This is a genomic window from Shewanella frigidimarina NCIMB 400, from assembly GCF_000014705.1.
Classification (GTDB): domain Bacteria; phylum Pseudomonadota; class Gammaproteobacteria; order Enterobacterales; family Shewanellaceae; genus Shewanella; species Shewanella frigidimarina.
The window spans coordinates 3627800-3643467 of record NC_008345.1 but is presented as its reverse complement, the minus strand read 5'-3'; the positions used below and the strand labels follow the sequence as shown (position 1 = coordinate 3643467).

16 protein-coding genes are annotated in these 15668 nt (G+C 42.1%); 11 read left to right on the top strand and 5 right to left on the bottom strand.

The features are described 5' to 3' along the window. Window positions 1-96: 96 nt before the first annotated feature. The 9 genes from SFRI_RS15685 to SFRI_RS15645 all read left to right on the top strand — a co-directional run bounded on the left by SFRI_RS15685 (window position 97) and on the right by SFRI_RS15645 (window position 8419). Window positions 97-1506 (top strand): ammonia-forming cytochrome c nitrite reductase subunit c552, encoded by a 1410-nt coding sequence (locus SFRI_RS15685; RefSeq protein ID WP_011638480.1) that lies wholly within the window; start codon window positions 97-99, stop codon window positions 1504-1506. A gap of 332 nt (window positions 1507-1838) precedes the next feature. Continuing rightward, window positions 1839-2237 (top strand): nuclear transport factor 2 family protein, encoded by a 399-nt coding sequence (locus SFRI_RS15680; protein ID WP_049763600.1) that lies wholly within the window; start codon window positions 1839-1841, stop codon window positions 2235-2237. After that, entirely contained in the window at window positions 2237-2986 is a 750-nt protein-coding gene (locus SFRI_RS15675; protein WP_011638478.1) for an SDR family NAD(P)-dependent oxidoreductase, read from the top strand. The genes SFRI_RS15680 and SFRI_RS15675 overlap by 1 nt, the downstream gene beginning before the upstream one ends. A gap of 54 nt (window positions 2987-3040) precedes the next feature. Further along, on the top strand, window positions 3041-4309 hold the full coding sequence (locus tag SFRI_RS15670) for an NAD(P)/FAD-dependent oxidoreductase (protein ID WP_011638477.1): 1269 nt from the start codon (window positions 3041-3043) through the stop codon (window positions 4307-4309). Next, window positions 4306-5127 carry a DUF1365 domain-containing protein gene (locus tag SFRI_RS15665; RefSeq protein WP_011638476.1) on the top strand — a complete coding sequence of 274 codons (822 nt, stop codon included), beginning with the start codon at window positions 4306-4308 and terminating at the stop codon, window positions 5125-5127. The genes SFRI_RS15670 and SFRI_RS15665 overlap by 4 nt, the downstream gene beginning before the upstream one ends. A 100-nt stretch (window positions 5128-5227) precedes the next feature. After that, window positions 5228-6466 (top strand): SAM-dependent methyltransferase, encoded by a 1239-nt coding sequence (locus SFRI_RS15660; RefSeq protein WP_011638475.1) that lies wholly within the window; start codon window positions 5228-5230, stop codon window positions 6464-6466. A gap of 80 nt (window positions 6467-6546) precedes the next feature. Then, window positions 6547-7077, top strand: coding sequence for a DUF2878 domain-containing protein (locus SFRI_RS15655; protein ID WP_049763551.1), 531 nt, complete (start codon window positions 6547-6549; stop codon window positions 7075-7077). After that, window positions 7074-7775, top strand: a complete 702-nt coding sequence (locus SFRI_RS21685) for a chalcone isomerase family protein (protein ID WP_049763550.1) — start codon at window positions 7074-7076, stop codon at window positions 7773-7775. Before SFRI_RS15655 ends, SFRI_RS21685 begins: the two co-directional genes overlap by 4 nt. Before the next feature lie 143 nt (window positions 7776-7918). Then, on the top strand, window positions 7919-8419 hold the full coding sequence (locus tag SFRI_RS15645; protein ID WP_244262884.1) for a DUF3833 domain-containing protein: 501 nt from the start codon (window positions 7919-7921) through the stop codon (window positions 8417-8419). A gap of 89 nt (window positions 8420-8508) precedes the next feature. On the opposite strand, the gene SFRI_RS15640 is transcribed toward SFRI_RS15645, so the two are convergent. Beyond that, window positions 8509-8853, bottom strand: a complete 345-nt coding sequence (locus SFRI_RS15640; RefSeq protein WP_011638471.1) for a DUF3634 family protein — start codon at window positions 8851-8853, stop codon at window positions 8509-8511. Window positions 8854-9260: 407 nt separating this feature from the next. On the opposite strand from SFRI_RS15640, the gene SFRI_RS15635 reads away from it, so the two are divergent. Further along, the gene (locus SFRI_RS15635; RefSeq protein ID WP_011638470.1) at window positions 9261-9440 is read left to right on the top strand and encodes a hypothetical protein; all 180 of its coding nucleotides are present in this window, start codon (window positions 9261-9263) and stop codon (window positions 9438-9440) included. A 130-nt stretch (window positions 9441-9570) separates the two neighbouring features. On the opposite strand, the gene SFRI_RS15630 is transcribed toward SFRI_RS15635, so the two are convergent. The 4 genes from SFRI_RS15630 to aptA all read right to left on the bottom strand — a co-directional run bounded on the left by SFRI_RS15630 (window position 9571) and on the right by aptA (window position 13706). Further along, entirely contained in the window at window positions 9571-10293 is a 723-nt protein-coding gene (locus SFRI_RS15630; RefSeq protein WP_011638469.1) for a TorF family putative porin, read from the bottom strand. A 120-nt stretch (window positions 10294-10413) separates the two neighbouring features. Beyond that, window positions 10414-10788 (bottom strand): cupin domain-containing protein, encoded by a 375-nt coding sequence (locus tag SFRI_RS15625; RefSeq protein ID WP_011638468.1) that lies wholly within the window; start codon window positions 10786-10788, stop codon window positions 10414-10416. Between the two features lie 12 nt (window positions 10789-10800). Further along, the gene (locus tag SFRI_RS15620) at window positions 10801-12300 is read right to left on the bottom strand and encodes a CoA-acylating methylmalonate-semialdehyde dehydrogenase (RefSeq protein ID WP_011638467.1); all 1500 of its coding nucleotides are present in this window, start codon (window positions 12298-12300) and stop codon (window positions 10801-10803) included. Window positions 12301-12353: 53 nt separating this feature from the next. Next, window positions 12354-13706 carry an omega-aminotransferase AptA gene (aptA, locus tag SFRI_RS15615; RefSeq protein WP_011638466.1) on the bottom strand — a complete coding sequence of 451 codons (1353 nt, stop codon included), beginning with the start codon at window positions 13704-13706 and terminating at the stop codon, window positions 12354-12356. A 312-nt stretch (window positions 13707-14018) separates the two neighbouring features. Here aptA and SFRI_RS15610 point away from each other — a divergent pair, with 312 nt between their 5' ends. Continuing rightward, window positions 14019-15515, top strand: coding sequence for an aldehyde dehydrogenase (locus tag SFRI_RS15610; protein ID WP_011638465.1), 1497 nt, complete (start codon window positions 14019-14021; stop codon window positions 15513-15515). Window positions 15516-15668 lie beyond the last annotated feature (153 nt).

Sequence of the window (15668 nt, the reverse complement as noted above, 5' to 3'; positions counted from 1 at the left end):
AAACAGTTAACTACACTAAACAGTGCAAAAGTAGTGCTACAGACTTATCGAACAATGTAGCGCTGTAAATTAAGAGATTGGAGAAAGGTTAGTAATATGATGGATCTACTTATCGATGTGATAATGAAAGCGACTCGGCCAATGCGAAGCAAGGTAGGGTTAAGCATTATTATTAGCGCAATGGCATTGCTGAGTCTAACGTCTTGGTCGCTTCAAAGTGCTGAAGTGGATCCTAATCAACTAAAGTTTCCACAACAATATGATTCTTGGCAAGCAACAGAAGAGCAAGTTGAACGAGACGATATACTGGCACAATATCCTGCCAATATCATTTTGTGGGCAGGTTCATCATTTGCGAAAGAATATCACAGCCCTCGCGGGCATCAGTTTGCTGTGGCTGACGTGACACATACCTTGCGTACTGGTGTTGCAATAGCTGAAGGCGACAAAGGTTTATCTGCCAGTTGTTGGACCTGTAAAACACCCGATGCACCAAGATTGATTAAAGAAATGGGTATTCAAGGTTTTTCAGGTGCCAATTTTGTCGATTTAGGCCGTGAAATCAAATCCGTTGTTTACTGTAGTGATTGTCATGTTGATGGCAGTGCTAAACTCGCATTACCACGCCCTCATGCTCAAAATGCGATGGAGAAAATCAAACTGCCTTTTGATAAGCAAGACCGCAGCATGCAAGGCGCTCAGGTTTGTGGTCAATGTCATGTGAGTTATTATTTCCAGCCTGAAAATAATAACAAAGTTAATATTCCATGGATTTTTGGTAGCACTGCTGATGAAATTGAAAAGTATTACGACACTCGTCGCTTTTACGAATGGATCCACCCAATCTCTAAAACCCCAATATTAAAAGCGCGTCATCCAGAGTTTGAGCATTGGAGTCGTTCGGCTCACGCTAAGCAAGGTGTGACGTGTATAACCTGTCATATGCCAGCTGCGACAGATGAAAAAGGCGCTACATTTACTGACCACAAGGTTGCTGGCGCATTAGACAATTTTGATCGCGCTTGTACAAGTTGCCATAGCAGTAAAGCGGCCATCACCAAAAAGCTTGATAAAACCAAAGCTAATATTGATGCTAAATCTCGTAATGTAGAGTCATTGCTGATTAAAGCGCATTACGAAGCCAAAGCGGCTTGGGATGCAGGAGCCACATGGCCGCAAATGAATGATGCGATTATGGCTATTCGTCATTCACAATGGCGCTGGGATTTTGCCACAGCATCGCATGGAATGTACGCTCATAATCCTAAAGAAGGGATTGAGTTACTGGATAAATCGACTGAACAGGTTACTTATGCCCGTGAAGCATTAGCCCGCATATTGAGTCAAATGTCAGTGACCAAGGTTGAGTACCCAGATTACAGTACCAAAGAAAAAGCCCACGCCGCTATTGGCTTTATTGAAGCCGACGCCATTAAAGCCAAACAAGCTTTTATTAAACAAGAAGTTGATAAGCACTGGCAGCCGGTAGCCAAAAAGGGTTACTAAAGAACAGTTTCAATTTATAAACACAACTAACGCCTAAGCCATGCTTAGGCGTTTTGCTTTGTGGTTCTTTTAAAGGGTGATCTACTTCCTGTGCTATCTCGTATAAATACTTAATGAGTTTTTATTTACTTCACGGCCATGAAATACTTTTATCTTATTGTCATATAAGGCATTGTTATATCTAGGTTGCGTGTATTCTTTCTTGGTAGCGTAATAGGAGTCTGTTAATGCAAGGTGCACAGTCGACAGTTGATACTCAATCCGAATCATTAAATGCTGACCGCTCTGCGTCCGTTGATGGTCATCCAATTATTGTTGGTGCTTTTATTAATATGTATCAACAGCTTAATAAAGATAATCTATTTTTACTGCGCCAAGTTTACCGGGATGATATTTGCTTTAGAGATCCAATGCATCATGTTGAGGGAATCGAAGCATTAACCGATTACTTTGCCAACATGTATCAAAATGTCACTCACATTGAGTTTGATATTAAAGAAGTGGTGATCAGTGCTGATAAGCAACAAGCAGCATTGTATTGGACCATGAGCTATTCACACCCTAAATTAAGTAAAGGCCAGCTGATTAATGTTGAAGGCATGTCGCAACTTAAATTTTCCGATAAGATTTTTTCCCACAGAGACTATTTTGATCTAGGCCAAATGCTGTACGAACAAGTACCGTTTTTAGGTGGCTTGATTGGCTTACTTAAAAATAGGGTGACTAAGTAATGGCAACCGTTTCCGCAAATACAACAGCGGTATTAATTACCGGTGCTAGTTCTGGCATTGGTTTAGCTTTAGCGCAGCATTACCTCGCTAAAGGCGTTGCCGTTATAGCTTGTGGTCGAAATGCCCAAGCCTTGCAAGCCATAACTGGCGCCACTCCGCTAGCGTTTGATATTACCGACAGCACTCAGGTGCAAGCCGCTGCAACCAAGCTTAAGCAGCTATTACACGATAATCACTGGCAGTTACAGCAGGTGATACTTAATGCTGGCAGCTGTGAATACATTGACGATGCACTGCATTTTGACTCAGCGCTATTTGCCAGAGTCATCGATACCAATGTGGTTGCGATGGGGTATTGTCTGGAACATTTTTTACCTTTACTGAGCCGTGGTGCACAGCTTGGATTAATGAGTTCAAGTGCCACTTATTTACCGTTCCCGCGTGCCGAAGCCTATGGTTCATCAAAAGCCGCTATTGGTTATTTAGGCCGTAGTTTACGTGTTGACCTTGCACAACATGGTATTGGGGTTAGCGTGATTTGTCCGGGGTTTGTTAAAACCCCTTTAACGGCTAAAAATGACTTTGCTATGCCAATGCAAATCACAGCTCAGCAGGCGGCTCAGGCTATTTATAATGGTATGCAGCGTCAACGCCGTGAAATCCATTTCCCAACTAAATTTACTTGGTTACTCAAATTAGCCTCTTTATTACCAGAAAAGTTATTAGTATTTTTGCTGGCACCTAAATAGTAAACCAAAGTCAATTCACAACAAGAACAAGTATTAGCGTCAAGGATTAACTAAATGAAAAATATTGCTGTAATTGGTACTGGAATTTCGGGGTTAACGTGTGCCCACCTATTAAGCCGTGAACACACGGTTACCGTGTTTGAAGCTAATGATTATATTGGTGGTCACACTGCGACCATTGATGTGGAAGTGGCTGGGCAGCAATATGCAATTGACTCTGGTTTTATTGTGTTTAATGACCGGACTTATCCGCTATTTGAAATATTAATGGCACAACTTAATATTAAGTCTTTACCGACTGAAATGAGTTTTAGTGTTAATAATGCACTCACAGGGCTTGAATATAACGGCCATAATTTGTGGAGCTTATTTGCCCAACGTCGTAATTTGTTACGCCCAAGTTTTTACCGGTTTTTAGGTGAAATTGTTCGTTTCAATAATGGTTGTAAAGTTATTTATGAGGCCGACAAATACCCAACGTCTTCACTAGGTGAGTATCTTGATCAACAAGGTTTCTCGGCCTTTTTCTGTGAGCATTACATTTTGCCTATGGGCGCGGCAATTTGGTCTGCCAGTATTGATGATATGCGCGGCTTTTCATTGCGATTCTTTATTCGTTTTTTCCAGCATCATGGTTTATTAAATATTAATGATCGCCCGCAATGGTATGTACTTGAAGGTGGATCGCGCAGTTATATTCCAGCCTTAACCGCACCGTTTAAAGATCGTATCCAGCTTAATTCACCCGTGAGTGGTATTAAACGTAGCGATGATGGTGTGTATGTTCAGGTTGCCAACGGCGAATGGCAGCACTTTGACGATGTGGTGTTGAGTTGCCATAGCGATCAAGCACTAGCCATGTTAACCGATGCCACTCAAGATGAGATAGACGTCTTAGGCGCAATGGAATATCAGAATAATGAAGTGGTGCTGCACACAGATATTAATTTATTGCCTAAGCGTAAAGCGGCATGGGCAAGTTGGAACTATCGTTTAGATGGTGTTAATCAGCAAGATATTGCTCAGCGTCCGGCTAGCGTGACGTACAATATGAATATTTTGCAGTGTTTACCGAGTAGTGCACCTACATTTTGTGTCACGTTAAATCAAACTGCATCGATTGATGAAAGTAAAATTTTGCGAAAGTTTAATTATGCTCACCCAGTATTTAACGATGCCAGCATGAAGTCGCAAGCGAAAAAATCACTCATTAATGGTAAACATAATACCTATTTTGCTGGTGCTTACTGGCACAATGGATTTCATGAAGACGGCGTTCGTAGCGCAGTTGAAGTATGCGATCTGTTTGGGATAAGTCTATGAGTCAAACCACATCGATAATGGAACATGATCAATTAAACAGTGGCATTTATTGCGGCAAGATAAACCATCGCCGTCATACGCCTAAGTTGCACAGTTTTGGTTATAACATTGCGATGATGGCAATTGATTTAGATGAACTGCCGGCATTAACGGCGGTCAGTAAATTGTTTTCTACAGACAAGTTTACCCCGCTTAAATTTAATCCTAGCGATTACCTCAATTCCCTAAAGCAACAATTTGGCGATCAACTTATGCTGAGCTCAGCGAGCCGAGGGGATGATGCCGGCGCTTTAAAGCAACGCGTGTTGGCAACGATAAAGCATTTAGGTGCCACGCAAACATGCGATAAAGTGATATTTTCTGGGCAGATACGCCATTTTGGTTTTTATTTCAGTCCGGTCAATTTTTACTTTTGTTATCATCAAAATGACATGGTTTATATGCTTGCCGAGGTCAGTAATACTCCTTGGAATGAGCGCCATTGTTATCTGGTTGATATTGCGAATACCGCTCAAACAGACAAAGTCTTTCATGTATCTCCGTTTATGAATTTAGACATGCATTACTTGTGGCGTATTACGCCTCCGGCTAAACACTTGAAAGTGACCATTGAAAATCGAAATGCCAATAACGATAAATTATTTGATGCCGGTTTAGTGTTAAAGCGCCAATCTATAAATTCGAGTTCTATACGCCGATTTATGCTGAATTATCCCTTGATGACCAGCAAAATTATGCTGGGTATTTATTGGCAAGCAATGAAGCTATTTTTTAAACGAATCCCTTTTGTAAGCAAGCAAACCATTAAAGCTAACTAATTTTACAAAATGTAAACCAAATAGATGCTTATCACGTATTAGTCTGTAATTACGCCAATAAAGCGAACCAATTAGACAGTGTATGAACTGGAGAGATGACATGGAAAATACGGCGACAGAAAGCAGCATGACTCAAGCGAGTTTATCTGACAGCCTAGCAAGGAAAATTCTTCTTCGTGCATTAGCACATCTTGCAGAAGGTCATTTAACGATTGTTGATGGTAATCAAACATCAGAATTTGGCGATCCCAAAAGCGAAGTTCACGCAACTATGCAAGTTCAGCATGCCAACTTTTATCGTCAAGTGGTGTTTGGTGGTTCAATTGGGGCTGGCGAAGCTTATATTCAAGGCCATTGGTGTAGCCCAGACTTAACTAAAGTGGTGCAGGTTTTTGCCCAAAATTTAGCATTACTAGACAATATTGAACGTTATTTTTCATGGTTGAGCAACGGCATTAATCGTTTTAAGCATGTCTTTAACCGTAATTCTGAAACGGGTTCAAAACGCAACATTCTGGCTCATTACGACTTAGGTAATGACATGTACAAGGAGTTTCTTGACCCAGAAATGATGTATTCAAGTGCACTTTATCCGGCAGATGACAGCAGCTTGAATGAAGCGCAATTACATAAATTGCATACCATTTGCGAGCGTTTAGAGTTAACTCCAGGTCAAACCTTGCTTGAGGTTGGTACTGGTTGGGGCGCGTTGGCCATTTATGCAGCAAAACATTATGGCGTACATGTGACTACCACTACCATTTCTGATGCCCAGTTCGATTATGCGCAAGATCGCGTTAAGCAAGAAGGGCTTGAAGAGCAGATTACTTTACTAAAACAAGATTATCGATTACTGACTGGTGAATATGATCGCGTGGTTTCAATTGAGATGATCGAAGCCGTGGGGCATGAATATTTAGCAGGCTTTTTTGAAAAACTACAGCATCTGCTTAAGCCCAGTGGTCGCATGCTTATTCAAGCTATTACCATTGCTGATCAACGTTACAACAGCTACCGCAAGAGCGTCGACTTTATTCAACGTTACATTTTCCCTGGTGGTTGTTTACCGTCGGTGAGTGAAATGACCAAACATATTGCCAAGAAAACCGACATGGTAACCTGGTCTATTGATGACATGGGTAAGGACTATGCGCGTACCTTAAAGCACTGGCATGAAAATTTTGATGCAGCCTACGATAAAATAAAAGCTTTAAACTACGGTGATGATTTTATCCGGATGTGGAAATTTTATTTGAGCTACTGCGAAGGTGGCTTTTTAGAGCGCACTACTAGCACGGTTCACCTTGTTGCTGTTCGACCTCAATACCGCCCAAAATAATATCGTTTCTCAGCTTTGTAGTGATTATATTCCCCGGTAATGAGTTACCGGGACGTCTCCTCCTGTTTGTGCGAGGTGTTATGTCTACTCATTGTCTCCCGTCAAAACTAGTTATATTAATCAACGCCGTGTGCTTCCAATTGGTTTGGTGGGCCGGAGTGCTAGCGCACAACCAACTTATCTTGTTGTCTATTTTATTGCTCATTAGCCATTTTTTGTTATCAAAATCAGTTCGTCATGATGCGCTGGTAATGTGTGTCTGTGGTGCTATTGGCATAACGGTTGACAGTCTACTGGTGTGGTTTGGCGTATTTAAGTTCGACAATATGCCTTACTGGTTGGGATTGTTGTGGCTTTACTTTGCGCTTTGTTTGGATTACAGCTTAGCCTTATTTAGAAAGTTTCCTCTTTTGTTACAAGCCTTATTAGGCGGTATTTTTGGTTGTTTAAGTTATCTCGCTGGAGCTAAGTTTGATGCCGTTATGCTGCCCTTAGGCGAGGTTTGGAGTGGGCTTATATTGGTATTGATCTGGAGTTGCTTATTTCCCGTATTACTCATTATTAGCTCTCGCATCACAACGGTGGACCTTGCTTTGGAGGATGGTAGATGAAAACCTTACATAACGGCGACAAGTCGCAACCACACATCAAGCAGTTTCAATCATCACATTGGTTTGTCGAACTACTGTTCGGTGTGATGGGTGCGTTAGTATTAACGTTGATTGTTGCAGTGAGCATTAACGATGCGTCTGCAAATGATAAGAACGATAAGAGCGATATAAGTGATATAAGCGATACAAGCGATACAAGCGATAAGAGCGATAAGAGCGATAAGAACGATAAGAAAGATAAAAGCGATAAGAGCGGTATAAGCGAAGCGGCATTGATTCAGGTAGGCACAGCAGACATGAGCCTGTTGTGGCTTGATATCTATAGTGCGAAGTTATTTTCTATTGACGGTAAGTACCAAGCTAACCGTTTTCCTATGACTCTCGACATTCAATACCACCGCGATATTGACGCTATTGATTTAGTTGATGCCACTATTGAGCAATGGCAGCATTTAGGTTTTACCGAAGCCAATATTGCACTGTACAGGCAGCAGTTAGTTAATGCCTGGCCAGATGTTAAAGAGGGCGACAGGCTGACTTTTAGGGTTAACAACCCTGAAGATGCGGCATTTTTGCTTAACGATACGCCTTATTATCAAGTCAGTAATGCCCAGTTCCCTGAGGCGTTCCTCGACATTTGGTTGTCTGAAAAAACCAGCCGTCCTGAGTTACGTAACCAACTGATTGGAGTTAACTAATGCACGCGATTCTATTATTCATCCGCCAGCAGCGCCATTTTTGTGCCCGAATGCTTACTCAAGGGTTAACTCAACCCTTAACTAAGCAATTCGCGCGAAAGCTGGCTCAAACCGGCTTATATGTAGGACTAGCATTAGGCGTTATGTCATGTTCATCAGCATCGATTGAAGATTATCAACAAACGACACCAACGTTAGATTTAGCCACATTTTTTGACGGTAAATTAACGGCAGCTGGAGTCGTGCAAGATTTTTCAGGTAAGGTGACCCGCAAATTTACCGTCACCATGGAAGCGCACTGGGTTGATTCGCCTGAAGGTAAGCAGGGTGTGATAAACGAATGGTTTATTTACGATGATGGCGAAAAGCAAACTCGTGTGTGGAACATTACTGACAAAGGAAATGGGCTCTATGAGGGCACAGCCAATGACATATTAGGCATTGCTCAAGGTGAGTCTCGCGGTAGTGCATTGCGATGGCGTTATGACATGATATTGCCAGTTGATGATAGTGAATATGAAGTCCATTTCGACGACTGGATGTTTCTGGTAGATGAGAAGACCATTATCAATAAAAGCGATATTATTAAATTTGGTATCACGGTTGCGCAAGTCACCTTGGTTATTGCTAAGCAGTCTGACTAAGTCATTGAATAGGCAAATCGACTAAGCATGAAAACAGACACAAAAATGGACTCATTAGAGTCCATTTTTCGTTTGCTCAACAGGCAATGTTAGCCTTTAAGTTTAGATGCGTCTGACTGTTTTTTATCGTAATACTCAAACGGAAACTGGTTACGAATTTGCTGGATTAAATTATCGCCAATATTGGCCGACACGTGTAAACGTACGTCACCAGATTTTTCAGCTCTGACTGTGCAAGTCAGTTTATTAGACTTGGCTATGGCACGACAATCACGTTCAAACTTCTCCGGTATTTTGCCCTTATGCTTGTTGAGCTTGCCATCTTTAAAATGCATCTCAAAAAGTGTTAACCCACGGCTACCACTAAAAATCAGTTTATAGGCCAGAAAAAATAATCCTGCAATTATCAGTATTTTTATGATTGTATCAGCCATAGTTCGCTCCTTTGTGCCGTATATTTAACGGTTGCTATAACAATAAGATACTCCCGTATGCCATGGATGCAATGCTATTTTATTGAAATCTATGCGCAAGATCTAAGTTATACCGCGTCTATAAGGCATCATTTGTTTATTGATCATTTTTTGTCATATCATTTTTTTGTCATATAAGTGCTTTAGATTAACGGTTCATTGATTGACTCAAATTAATTGAATGCGTGTTTCTTTTTTTTGAAACAAAATTTCTTTTAAATCAAATAAAAGCACAATCGACATGTGTTTGACGCTTTTTTAGGCGGGTTTACTGTGTAAATACTGCTTCCTAAATTAGTTTGATGTGCTACATTAATGTACTGCATGAGCGCATGTAAACGGATGTATAACCTATTTAAGGACTAAAAATGCCATTATCTAATGCTGATCGTTGGGCCGAAATTTGTGAGATTCAATCATCACTGATGCGTAATTTAGCCAGCCAGTTTCCACAACGAAACGAGCAATTACAAAATCTTGCAGATGGTTGGCAAGGCGTTAAAAAACAAGCCCAAGGGCAGCCGCTAACAGGTTTAACGACTAAGTAATTTCTGTTTTTGCTTTTATTGTATCGCTACTATTTTTCGTTAAATATTAGTCATAAAAAAACCGCCATTGGCGGTTTTTTTGTTTTTAAGACTTACTTGTAGTGATGGGTACTGATTAACTCAATTCGGCTTAGAACGCGTAACTAACGCTCGCTAATAAAGTACCGGTGTTTTTATATAGATCAGAACTTACTTCATTATCACCATCAATGTCGGTGTCTAAATACGCAACCGATATGGCAAAACCTGATACTTCTGTTGATACACCAATAGAGTAGTCTGAATAGCTGTCAAAGCCTTCTCCGTCATCAATGGCGTCGCCAAAATTGTAACCATAGTGCAAATCTAGGCTCCAGTTTTCAGCAAACTCCCAGCCATAATTGATTTCAGTGTAATGTAGGTCAAGATCGCTGCCACTATAATCATTAGTAAACCAGTAAGCTGCTCTAAAACCACTAAAGTCGATACCTGCGCTGACTTCTAGATAGTCAAAATCACTTTCTCCAGGGTAGTTATAACGGTACAAGGTTAAGTCATAGCTAGTGTCATCGTTAATTTCACCGTAATAACCAGCATACAAATCAATCTCTACATCTGGGCCATTGTATTCAGGCTCATCAAAATCAATGGTACTTGCCCAAGCACCAACGAAAAATCCGCTATCATGGCTCCAGTCAATATTACCTTGTAGGGCGGGATCTGCTGCGCTTTGTGACACACCTCTGAAGCGATAGTCGTTGGTTACAGTGATTGCACCAGAGACTTCTGCCGTAGCGAGTGGAGCCAGTAGGGTAGCTGATAATGTTAATCCCGTTAACAGTGCAATTCGCGTTCTTTTTAATGTGTTCGACACGATATTATCTCCATTTACATAAAATACAGTGGTTGGTAATTAGGTACTCAACGACTGCGAATGCCACTTATCAGACCTAAAATCGTAACGATTTTGTCTGTACCGCATGGCGGTTAAACACTATGTTTGCTCAAGCTGTTGTTCAAACATAACGTAGATTTTTTTACAATGATTGACGACTTCCCATGTACCGGTAAACCCTGCCGGAATAACAAATTTATCACCGGCATTGACGGTTAAGCTTTTGCCTTGGCTGTCGGTGATAATGCTACAGCCTTCGAGAATATCGCAATACTCATATTCGCTATAATTGATATTCCAACTGCCCGGTTCACTTTGCCAAACACCAACATTAAACTGCTTGCATGGGCTTTCGAAATGGTTTTGCACTGACTGCAGTGGATCGCCTGTAAGCAGTTTTTCATCTGTTAAGTGATACGACTCAACCGCGGTTGATTGGCTACTAAAAAGCGTAATATCATTAATATGCTTCATTGTGGGTATCACTTATTTCATGGTCGGCATAATAAATGCCGAAGGTTCATTAGTGTCGCTTTTAGCTTGTGGCCAGCGAGCGGTAATGGCTTTGCGCTTGGTATAAAAGCGAACGCCATCGGGTCCATGCATGTGCAGCGGCCCAAATAGCGAACGTTTCCAACCGCCAAAGCTATGAAATGCCATTGGCACCGGAATCGGCACATTAACGCCAACCATGCCCACTTCAACATGGTGACAAAAGTGACGAGCTACTTGGCCACTTTGAGTAAAAATAGCGGTGCCATTACCAAATTCGTGTTGGTTAATCAGCGTCAATGCATCGGCATAGTTGTCGACGCGGACGATGGCTAACACAGGACCAAAAATTTCTTGTTGGTAAATGCTCATCTGTGGAGTCACATGGTCAAATAAGCACGCACCTAAAAAGTAACCCTGCTGGTGGTCTTGAATACTGATGTCTCGGCCATCAACGACTAATGTTGCACCTTCTTTGACACCGACTTCGACATAATCGCGTACTTTAGCTAAATGCTGGGCCGAAATTAACGGTCCCATGTCCATTTCAGGGGTAATACCGCTGCCAATTTTTAAGGCACTAATTTGCGGTAATAATGCCTCGACTAATTTGTCACCCACATCGCCGACCGCTAATACCACCGAAATAGCCATACAGCGTTCACCTGCACTACCATATGCTGCACCCATTAATGCATTGACGGCTTGATCTAAGTCAGCATCTGGCATTAATAGCATGTGATTTTTAGCTCCGCCCAATGCTTGCACGCGTTTACCGTGAGCAGAGGCGGTGCTGTAAATGTATTCGGCAATCGGGGTTGAGCCAACAAAACTAATTGCGTGAACATCGGGATGAGTTAATAAAGCATCAACGGCTTCTTTATCGCCATTAATCACGTTAAACACGCCATTTGGTAGGCCTGCTTGCGTCAGTAATTCGGCAATGAACATCACTGCGCTTGGATCTTTTTCAGACGGCTTCATGATAAAAGTATTACCGCAGGCTATTGCGATAGGGAACATCCACATTGGCACCATAACAGGAAAATTAAACGGTGAAATACCGGCGACGACACCCAACGATTGGTTAACAGACCATGAATCAACGCCACCACCCACTTGTTGAGTATGCTCTCCTTTGAGTAAATGCGGGATGCCGCAAGCAAACTCAACAACTTCAAGTCCTCGGGTAATTTCACCTTTAGCATCATCTAACACTTTGCCATGTTCAAGAGTGATGAGTCGGGCCAATTTATCAATATTTTGCTCTACTAACGCTTTAAATTTGAATAATACCCGAGCACGGTTAAGTGGCGTCACTTGCGACCAAGTCTGATAAGCGTTTTTGGCAACCGCTACCGTTAAGCTCACTTCATCGTGACTCGCCAAAGATACTTGGCCACGCGTTTCCCCCGTAGCAGGATCATAAATGGTTTGATTACGTTGGCTGGCTGGGGTGTGTTGCCCATCGACAAAATGAGTGATGTTAAGCATGAACTGGATCCTTTTAAGCAAAATATGTATTTAGAAAATATTAACTAACAGCGTTAACCAACAGCATTAATTGCATCGGTAATGTGATTAACCATGTCGTCGATTTGTGACTTTTCCACAATCAATGGCGGAGATAATGCAATAATGTCAGCCGTTGCCCGCACTAACGCGCCATGCCTAAAGCAATGATCAAAAATGTCATAACCTCGTTTACCCACGCCTTTATCACTTGGTGCCAGTTGAATACCTGCAACTAAACCGGTATTACGAATATCAATGACGTTTGGTAAGCCTTTAAGGCTGTGAACCGCTTGCTCGAAATAAGATTCAAGCCCTTTTGCGCGTTCAAATAATTGTTCATCTTCATATATAGACAGGGTAGCAAGTGCTGAGGCCGCCGCGACCGGATGACCGGAATAGGTATAACCATGGAAAAATTCTATTAATTCATCAGGACCATGCATGCAGGTGTCGTGAATGGTATTGCTAACAAATACCGCGCCCATTGGAATTGCACCATTATTAATGGCTTTGGCTGTGGTGATCATGTCTGGGGTAACTTGCCAGCGCTCGCTGGCAAAGGCGGCACCGACTCGGCCAAAGCCTGTGATCACTTCATCGAATATTAATAAAATGCCGTGCTTTTGGGTGATTTCGCGTAACCGCGTTAAGTATCCATCTGGCGGTAAAATAACCCCAGCAGAACCAGACATGGGTTCAACAATGACCGCGGCAATGTTCTCGGCGCCATGTAAGGTAATAAGTTGCTCAAGCACTTCTGCTTTATCCAAACCGTGTGGCGGTAAGCCGTGGCTAAAAGCATTATTGGCAATATCGAGGGTGTGAGGTAAGTGATCAACACCTTGGAGTAATTGTTGGCTGAATGTTTTGCGATTATTGCTGATCCCACCAACTGAAATCCCGCCAAAACCGACACCATGGTAACCAAGCTCGCGGCCGATAAACCGAGTACGAGTGGCTTGGCCATTGGCGCGATGATAGCAAAGCGCCATTTTTAGGGCGGTGTCTACCGATTCTGAACCAGAATTAGTAAAAAACACCTTATCCAATCCGTCGGGGCTCAGCTGACTGAGTTTATGCGCTAATTCAAAGGCGAGCGGATGGCCCATTTGAAAAGACGGTGCATAATCCATTTGGCTAATTTGTTGGCTTACCGCTTGGGAAATTTCTTGGCGGCCGTGGCCAGCATTGCAACACCATAAACCGGCAGTCGCATCGAGTACTTTATTGCCTTCAATATCGGTGTAATACATTCCTTGTGCCGAAACCAAAAGCCTAGGATTAGTCTTAAATTGCTTATTGGCAGTAAACGGCATCCAAAAATGTGCCATGTTTGGCAATGTTTGCGATGAATCGCCAGTTCCATTTTGCTTATATTCGCTCATAAATTGACTCTACATTGATAGCTACAATTACTAGGGATTCATCTCAAATTGATTAAATAATGAGTGACGAATATTCGCTATGCTATGTCAAAAATAATGAACGTTAAAGTGTTTTGTGCATTTATTTAAACTAAATGTGCCTATTTTGTAAAATATATTGAAAATATCTTGCTGTTGAGCATAATCAGGTGACAATATTCATCAAGGTTATTGTGTCGATAATCCATTTTATGTGGCACACATTTTAGGTTTAGCACCTGCTTTTTAGCGTAGCTTGGTGCTTATCAATCCATTTATTATTTCGAGGTCACAATGAGTACTCCAACAAGTCGTAGCGATTGGGAAGCATTAGCAGCAAGTCTAAAAATTACTGGGCAAGCTTTCATTAATGGTCAATATCAAGGCGCCGCTTCTGGTGATACATTTGACTGTATCAGCCCTATTGATGGCCAAGTATTGGCTAAAGTGGCTAGCTGTGATTTAGCCGATGCTAACCTTGCTGTCGCGAACGCGCGTGAAGTGTTTGAAGCGGGTACTTGGTCAATGTTACCGCCAGTAAAGCGCAAGCAAGTAATGATTAAGTTTGCTGACTTACTCGAAGAAAATGCCGATGAATTGGCATTACTTGAAACCCTAGATATGGGTAAACCAATTCAACACTCCAAAGGCGTTGATGTGGTCGGTGCTGCCCGTGCTATACGTTGGTATGGTGAAGCGATAGATAAAATTTATGATGAAATTGCTCCTACTGCTCATAATGAAATAGGCATGATCACCCGTGAACCCGTAGGTGTGGTTGCAGCCATTGTGCCATGGAATTTCCCAATGATTATGGCATGTTGGAAGCTTGGGCCTTCACTCGCCACGGGTAATAGTGTGATTTTAAAGCCATCTGAAAAATCACCACTTACGGCTATTCGCATGGCGCAATTAGCGATAGAAGCGGGTATTCCGGCAGGGGTATTAAACGTATTACCAGGCTATGGTCATACAGTTGGTAAAGCGTTGGCACTGCACATGGATGTCGATACTTTAGTATTCACTGGTTCAACTAAAATTGCTAAGCAGTTAATGATTTACGCAGGCGAGTCGAACATGAAGCGCGTGTGGTTAGAAGCGGGCGGTAAGAGCCCTAATATTGTGTTTAATGACGCGCCAGATTTAAAAGCAGCTGCAGAAGCCGCCGCAGTAGCCATTGCTTTTAACCAAGGCGAAGTGTGCACTGCGGGTTCTCGTTTATTGGTTGAGTCAGGTGTAAAAGATGAGTTAATCAAGCTTATTGTTGAAGAAATGCAAGGATGGCAACCAGGGCATCCGCTTGATCCTAAAACAACCTGCGGTGCAATGGTTGATCAACAGCAACTGACTAACGTGCTTAATTACATTAAAGCCGGTAGTGAGCAAGGTGCTACCTTGGTTGATGGTGGTAAACAAGTGATGGCAGAAACTGGCGGCATGTATGTACAACCTACCATTTTTAGCAATGTTAGAAATGACATGACCATTGCCAGCGAAGAAATTTTTGGCCCTGTGTTATCGGTTATCGAGTTTGATGGTATGGAACAAGCCGTCAAGATAGCCAACGACACTATGTATGGTTTAGCGGCAGGTGTGTGGACATCAAACTTAAGCAAAGCTCACAAAACGGCCAAAGCGCTACGCAGCGGTATGGTGTGGATTAATCATTATGATGGCGGCGACATGACAGCTCCGTTTGGTGGTTATAAACAGTCTGGTAATGGCCGAGATAAATCATTACATGCATTTGATAAGTACACCGAAATCAAAGCAACTTGGATAGCCCTATAACAGGCATTTTAATGTAGATTAATAACAAGCCCTTTAGCGATAAAGGGCTTTTTTATTGGTCATCTCCGCGCTGGATAATTCATAGCAACGACTCAAATTTTGTTTAACAAGTGCATCTATATTGCTGACGCCTTAATGCGAGCGGAGGTTAAG

What these genes read in the sequence shown, in the direction of transcription:
- SFRI_RS15685 (WP_011638480.1), top strand. Translation starts at nt 97, where the DNA reads ATGATGGATCTACTTATCGATGTGATAATGAAAGCGACTCGGCCAATG.
- SFRI_RS15670 (WP_011638477.1), top strand. Translation starts at nt 3,041, where the DNA reads ATGAAAAATATTGCTGTAATTGGTACTGGAATTTCGGGGTTAACGTGT.
- SFRI_RS15625 (WP_011638468.1), bottom strand. Translation starts at nt 10,788, where the DNA reads ATGAAGCATATTAATGATATTACGCTTTTTAGTAGCCAATCAACCGCG.
- SFRI_RS21685 (WP_049763550.1), top strand. Translation starts at nt 7,074, where the DNA reads ATGAAAACCTTACATAACGGCGACAAGTCGCAACCACACATCAAGCAG.
- SFRI_RS15675 (WP_011638478.1), top strand. Translation starts at nt 2,237, where the DNA reads ATGGCAACCGTTTCCGCAAATACAACAGCGGTATTAATTACCGGTGCT.
- SFRI_RS15680 (WP_049763600.1), top strand. Translation starts at nt 1,839, where the DNA reads ATGTATCAACAGCTTAATAAAGATAATCTATTTTTACTGCGCCAAGTT.
- SFRI_RS15665 (WP_011638476.1), top strand. Translation starts at nt 4,306, where the DNA reads ATGAGTCAAACCACATCGATAATGGAACATGATCAATTAAACAGTGGC.
- SFRI_RS15645 (WP_244262884.1), top strand. Translation starts at nt 7,919, where the DNA reads ATGTCATGTTCATCAGCATCGATTGAAGATTATCAACAAACGACACCA.
- SFRI_RS15655 (WP_049763551.1), top strand. Translation starts at nt 6,547, where the DNA reads ATGTCTACTCATTGTCTCCCGTCAAAACTAGTTATATTAATCAACGCC.
- SFRI_RS15620 (WP_011638467.1), bottom strand. Translation starts at nt 12,300, where the DNA reads ATGCTTAACATCACTCATTTTGTCGATGGGCAACACACCCCAGCCAGC.
- aptA (WP_011638466.1), bottom strand. Translation starts at nt 13,706, where the DNA reads ATGAGCGAATATAAGCAAAATGGAACTGGCGATTCATCGCAAACATTG.
- SFRI_RS15640 (WP_011638471.1), bottom strand. Translation starts at nt 8,853, where the DNA reads ATGGCTGATACAATCATAAAAATACTGATAATTGCAGGATTATTTTTT.
- SFRI_RS15635 (WP_011638470.1), top strand. Translation starts at nt 9,261, where the DNA reads ATGCCATTATCTAATGCTGATCGTTGGGCCGAAATTTGTGAGATTCAA.
- SFRI_RS15610 (WP_011638465.1), top strand. Translation starts at nt 14,019, where the DNA reads ATGAGTACTCCAACAAGTCGTAGCGATTGGGAAGCATTAGCAGCAAGT.
- SFRI_RS15660 (WP_011638475.1), top strand. Translation starts at nt 5,228, where the DNA reads ATGGAAAATACGGCGACAGAAAGCAGCATGACTCAAGCGAGTTTATCT.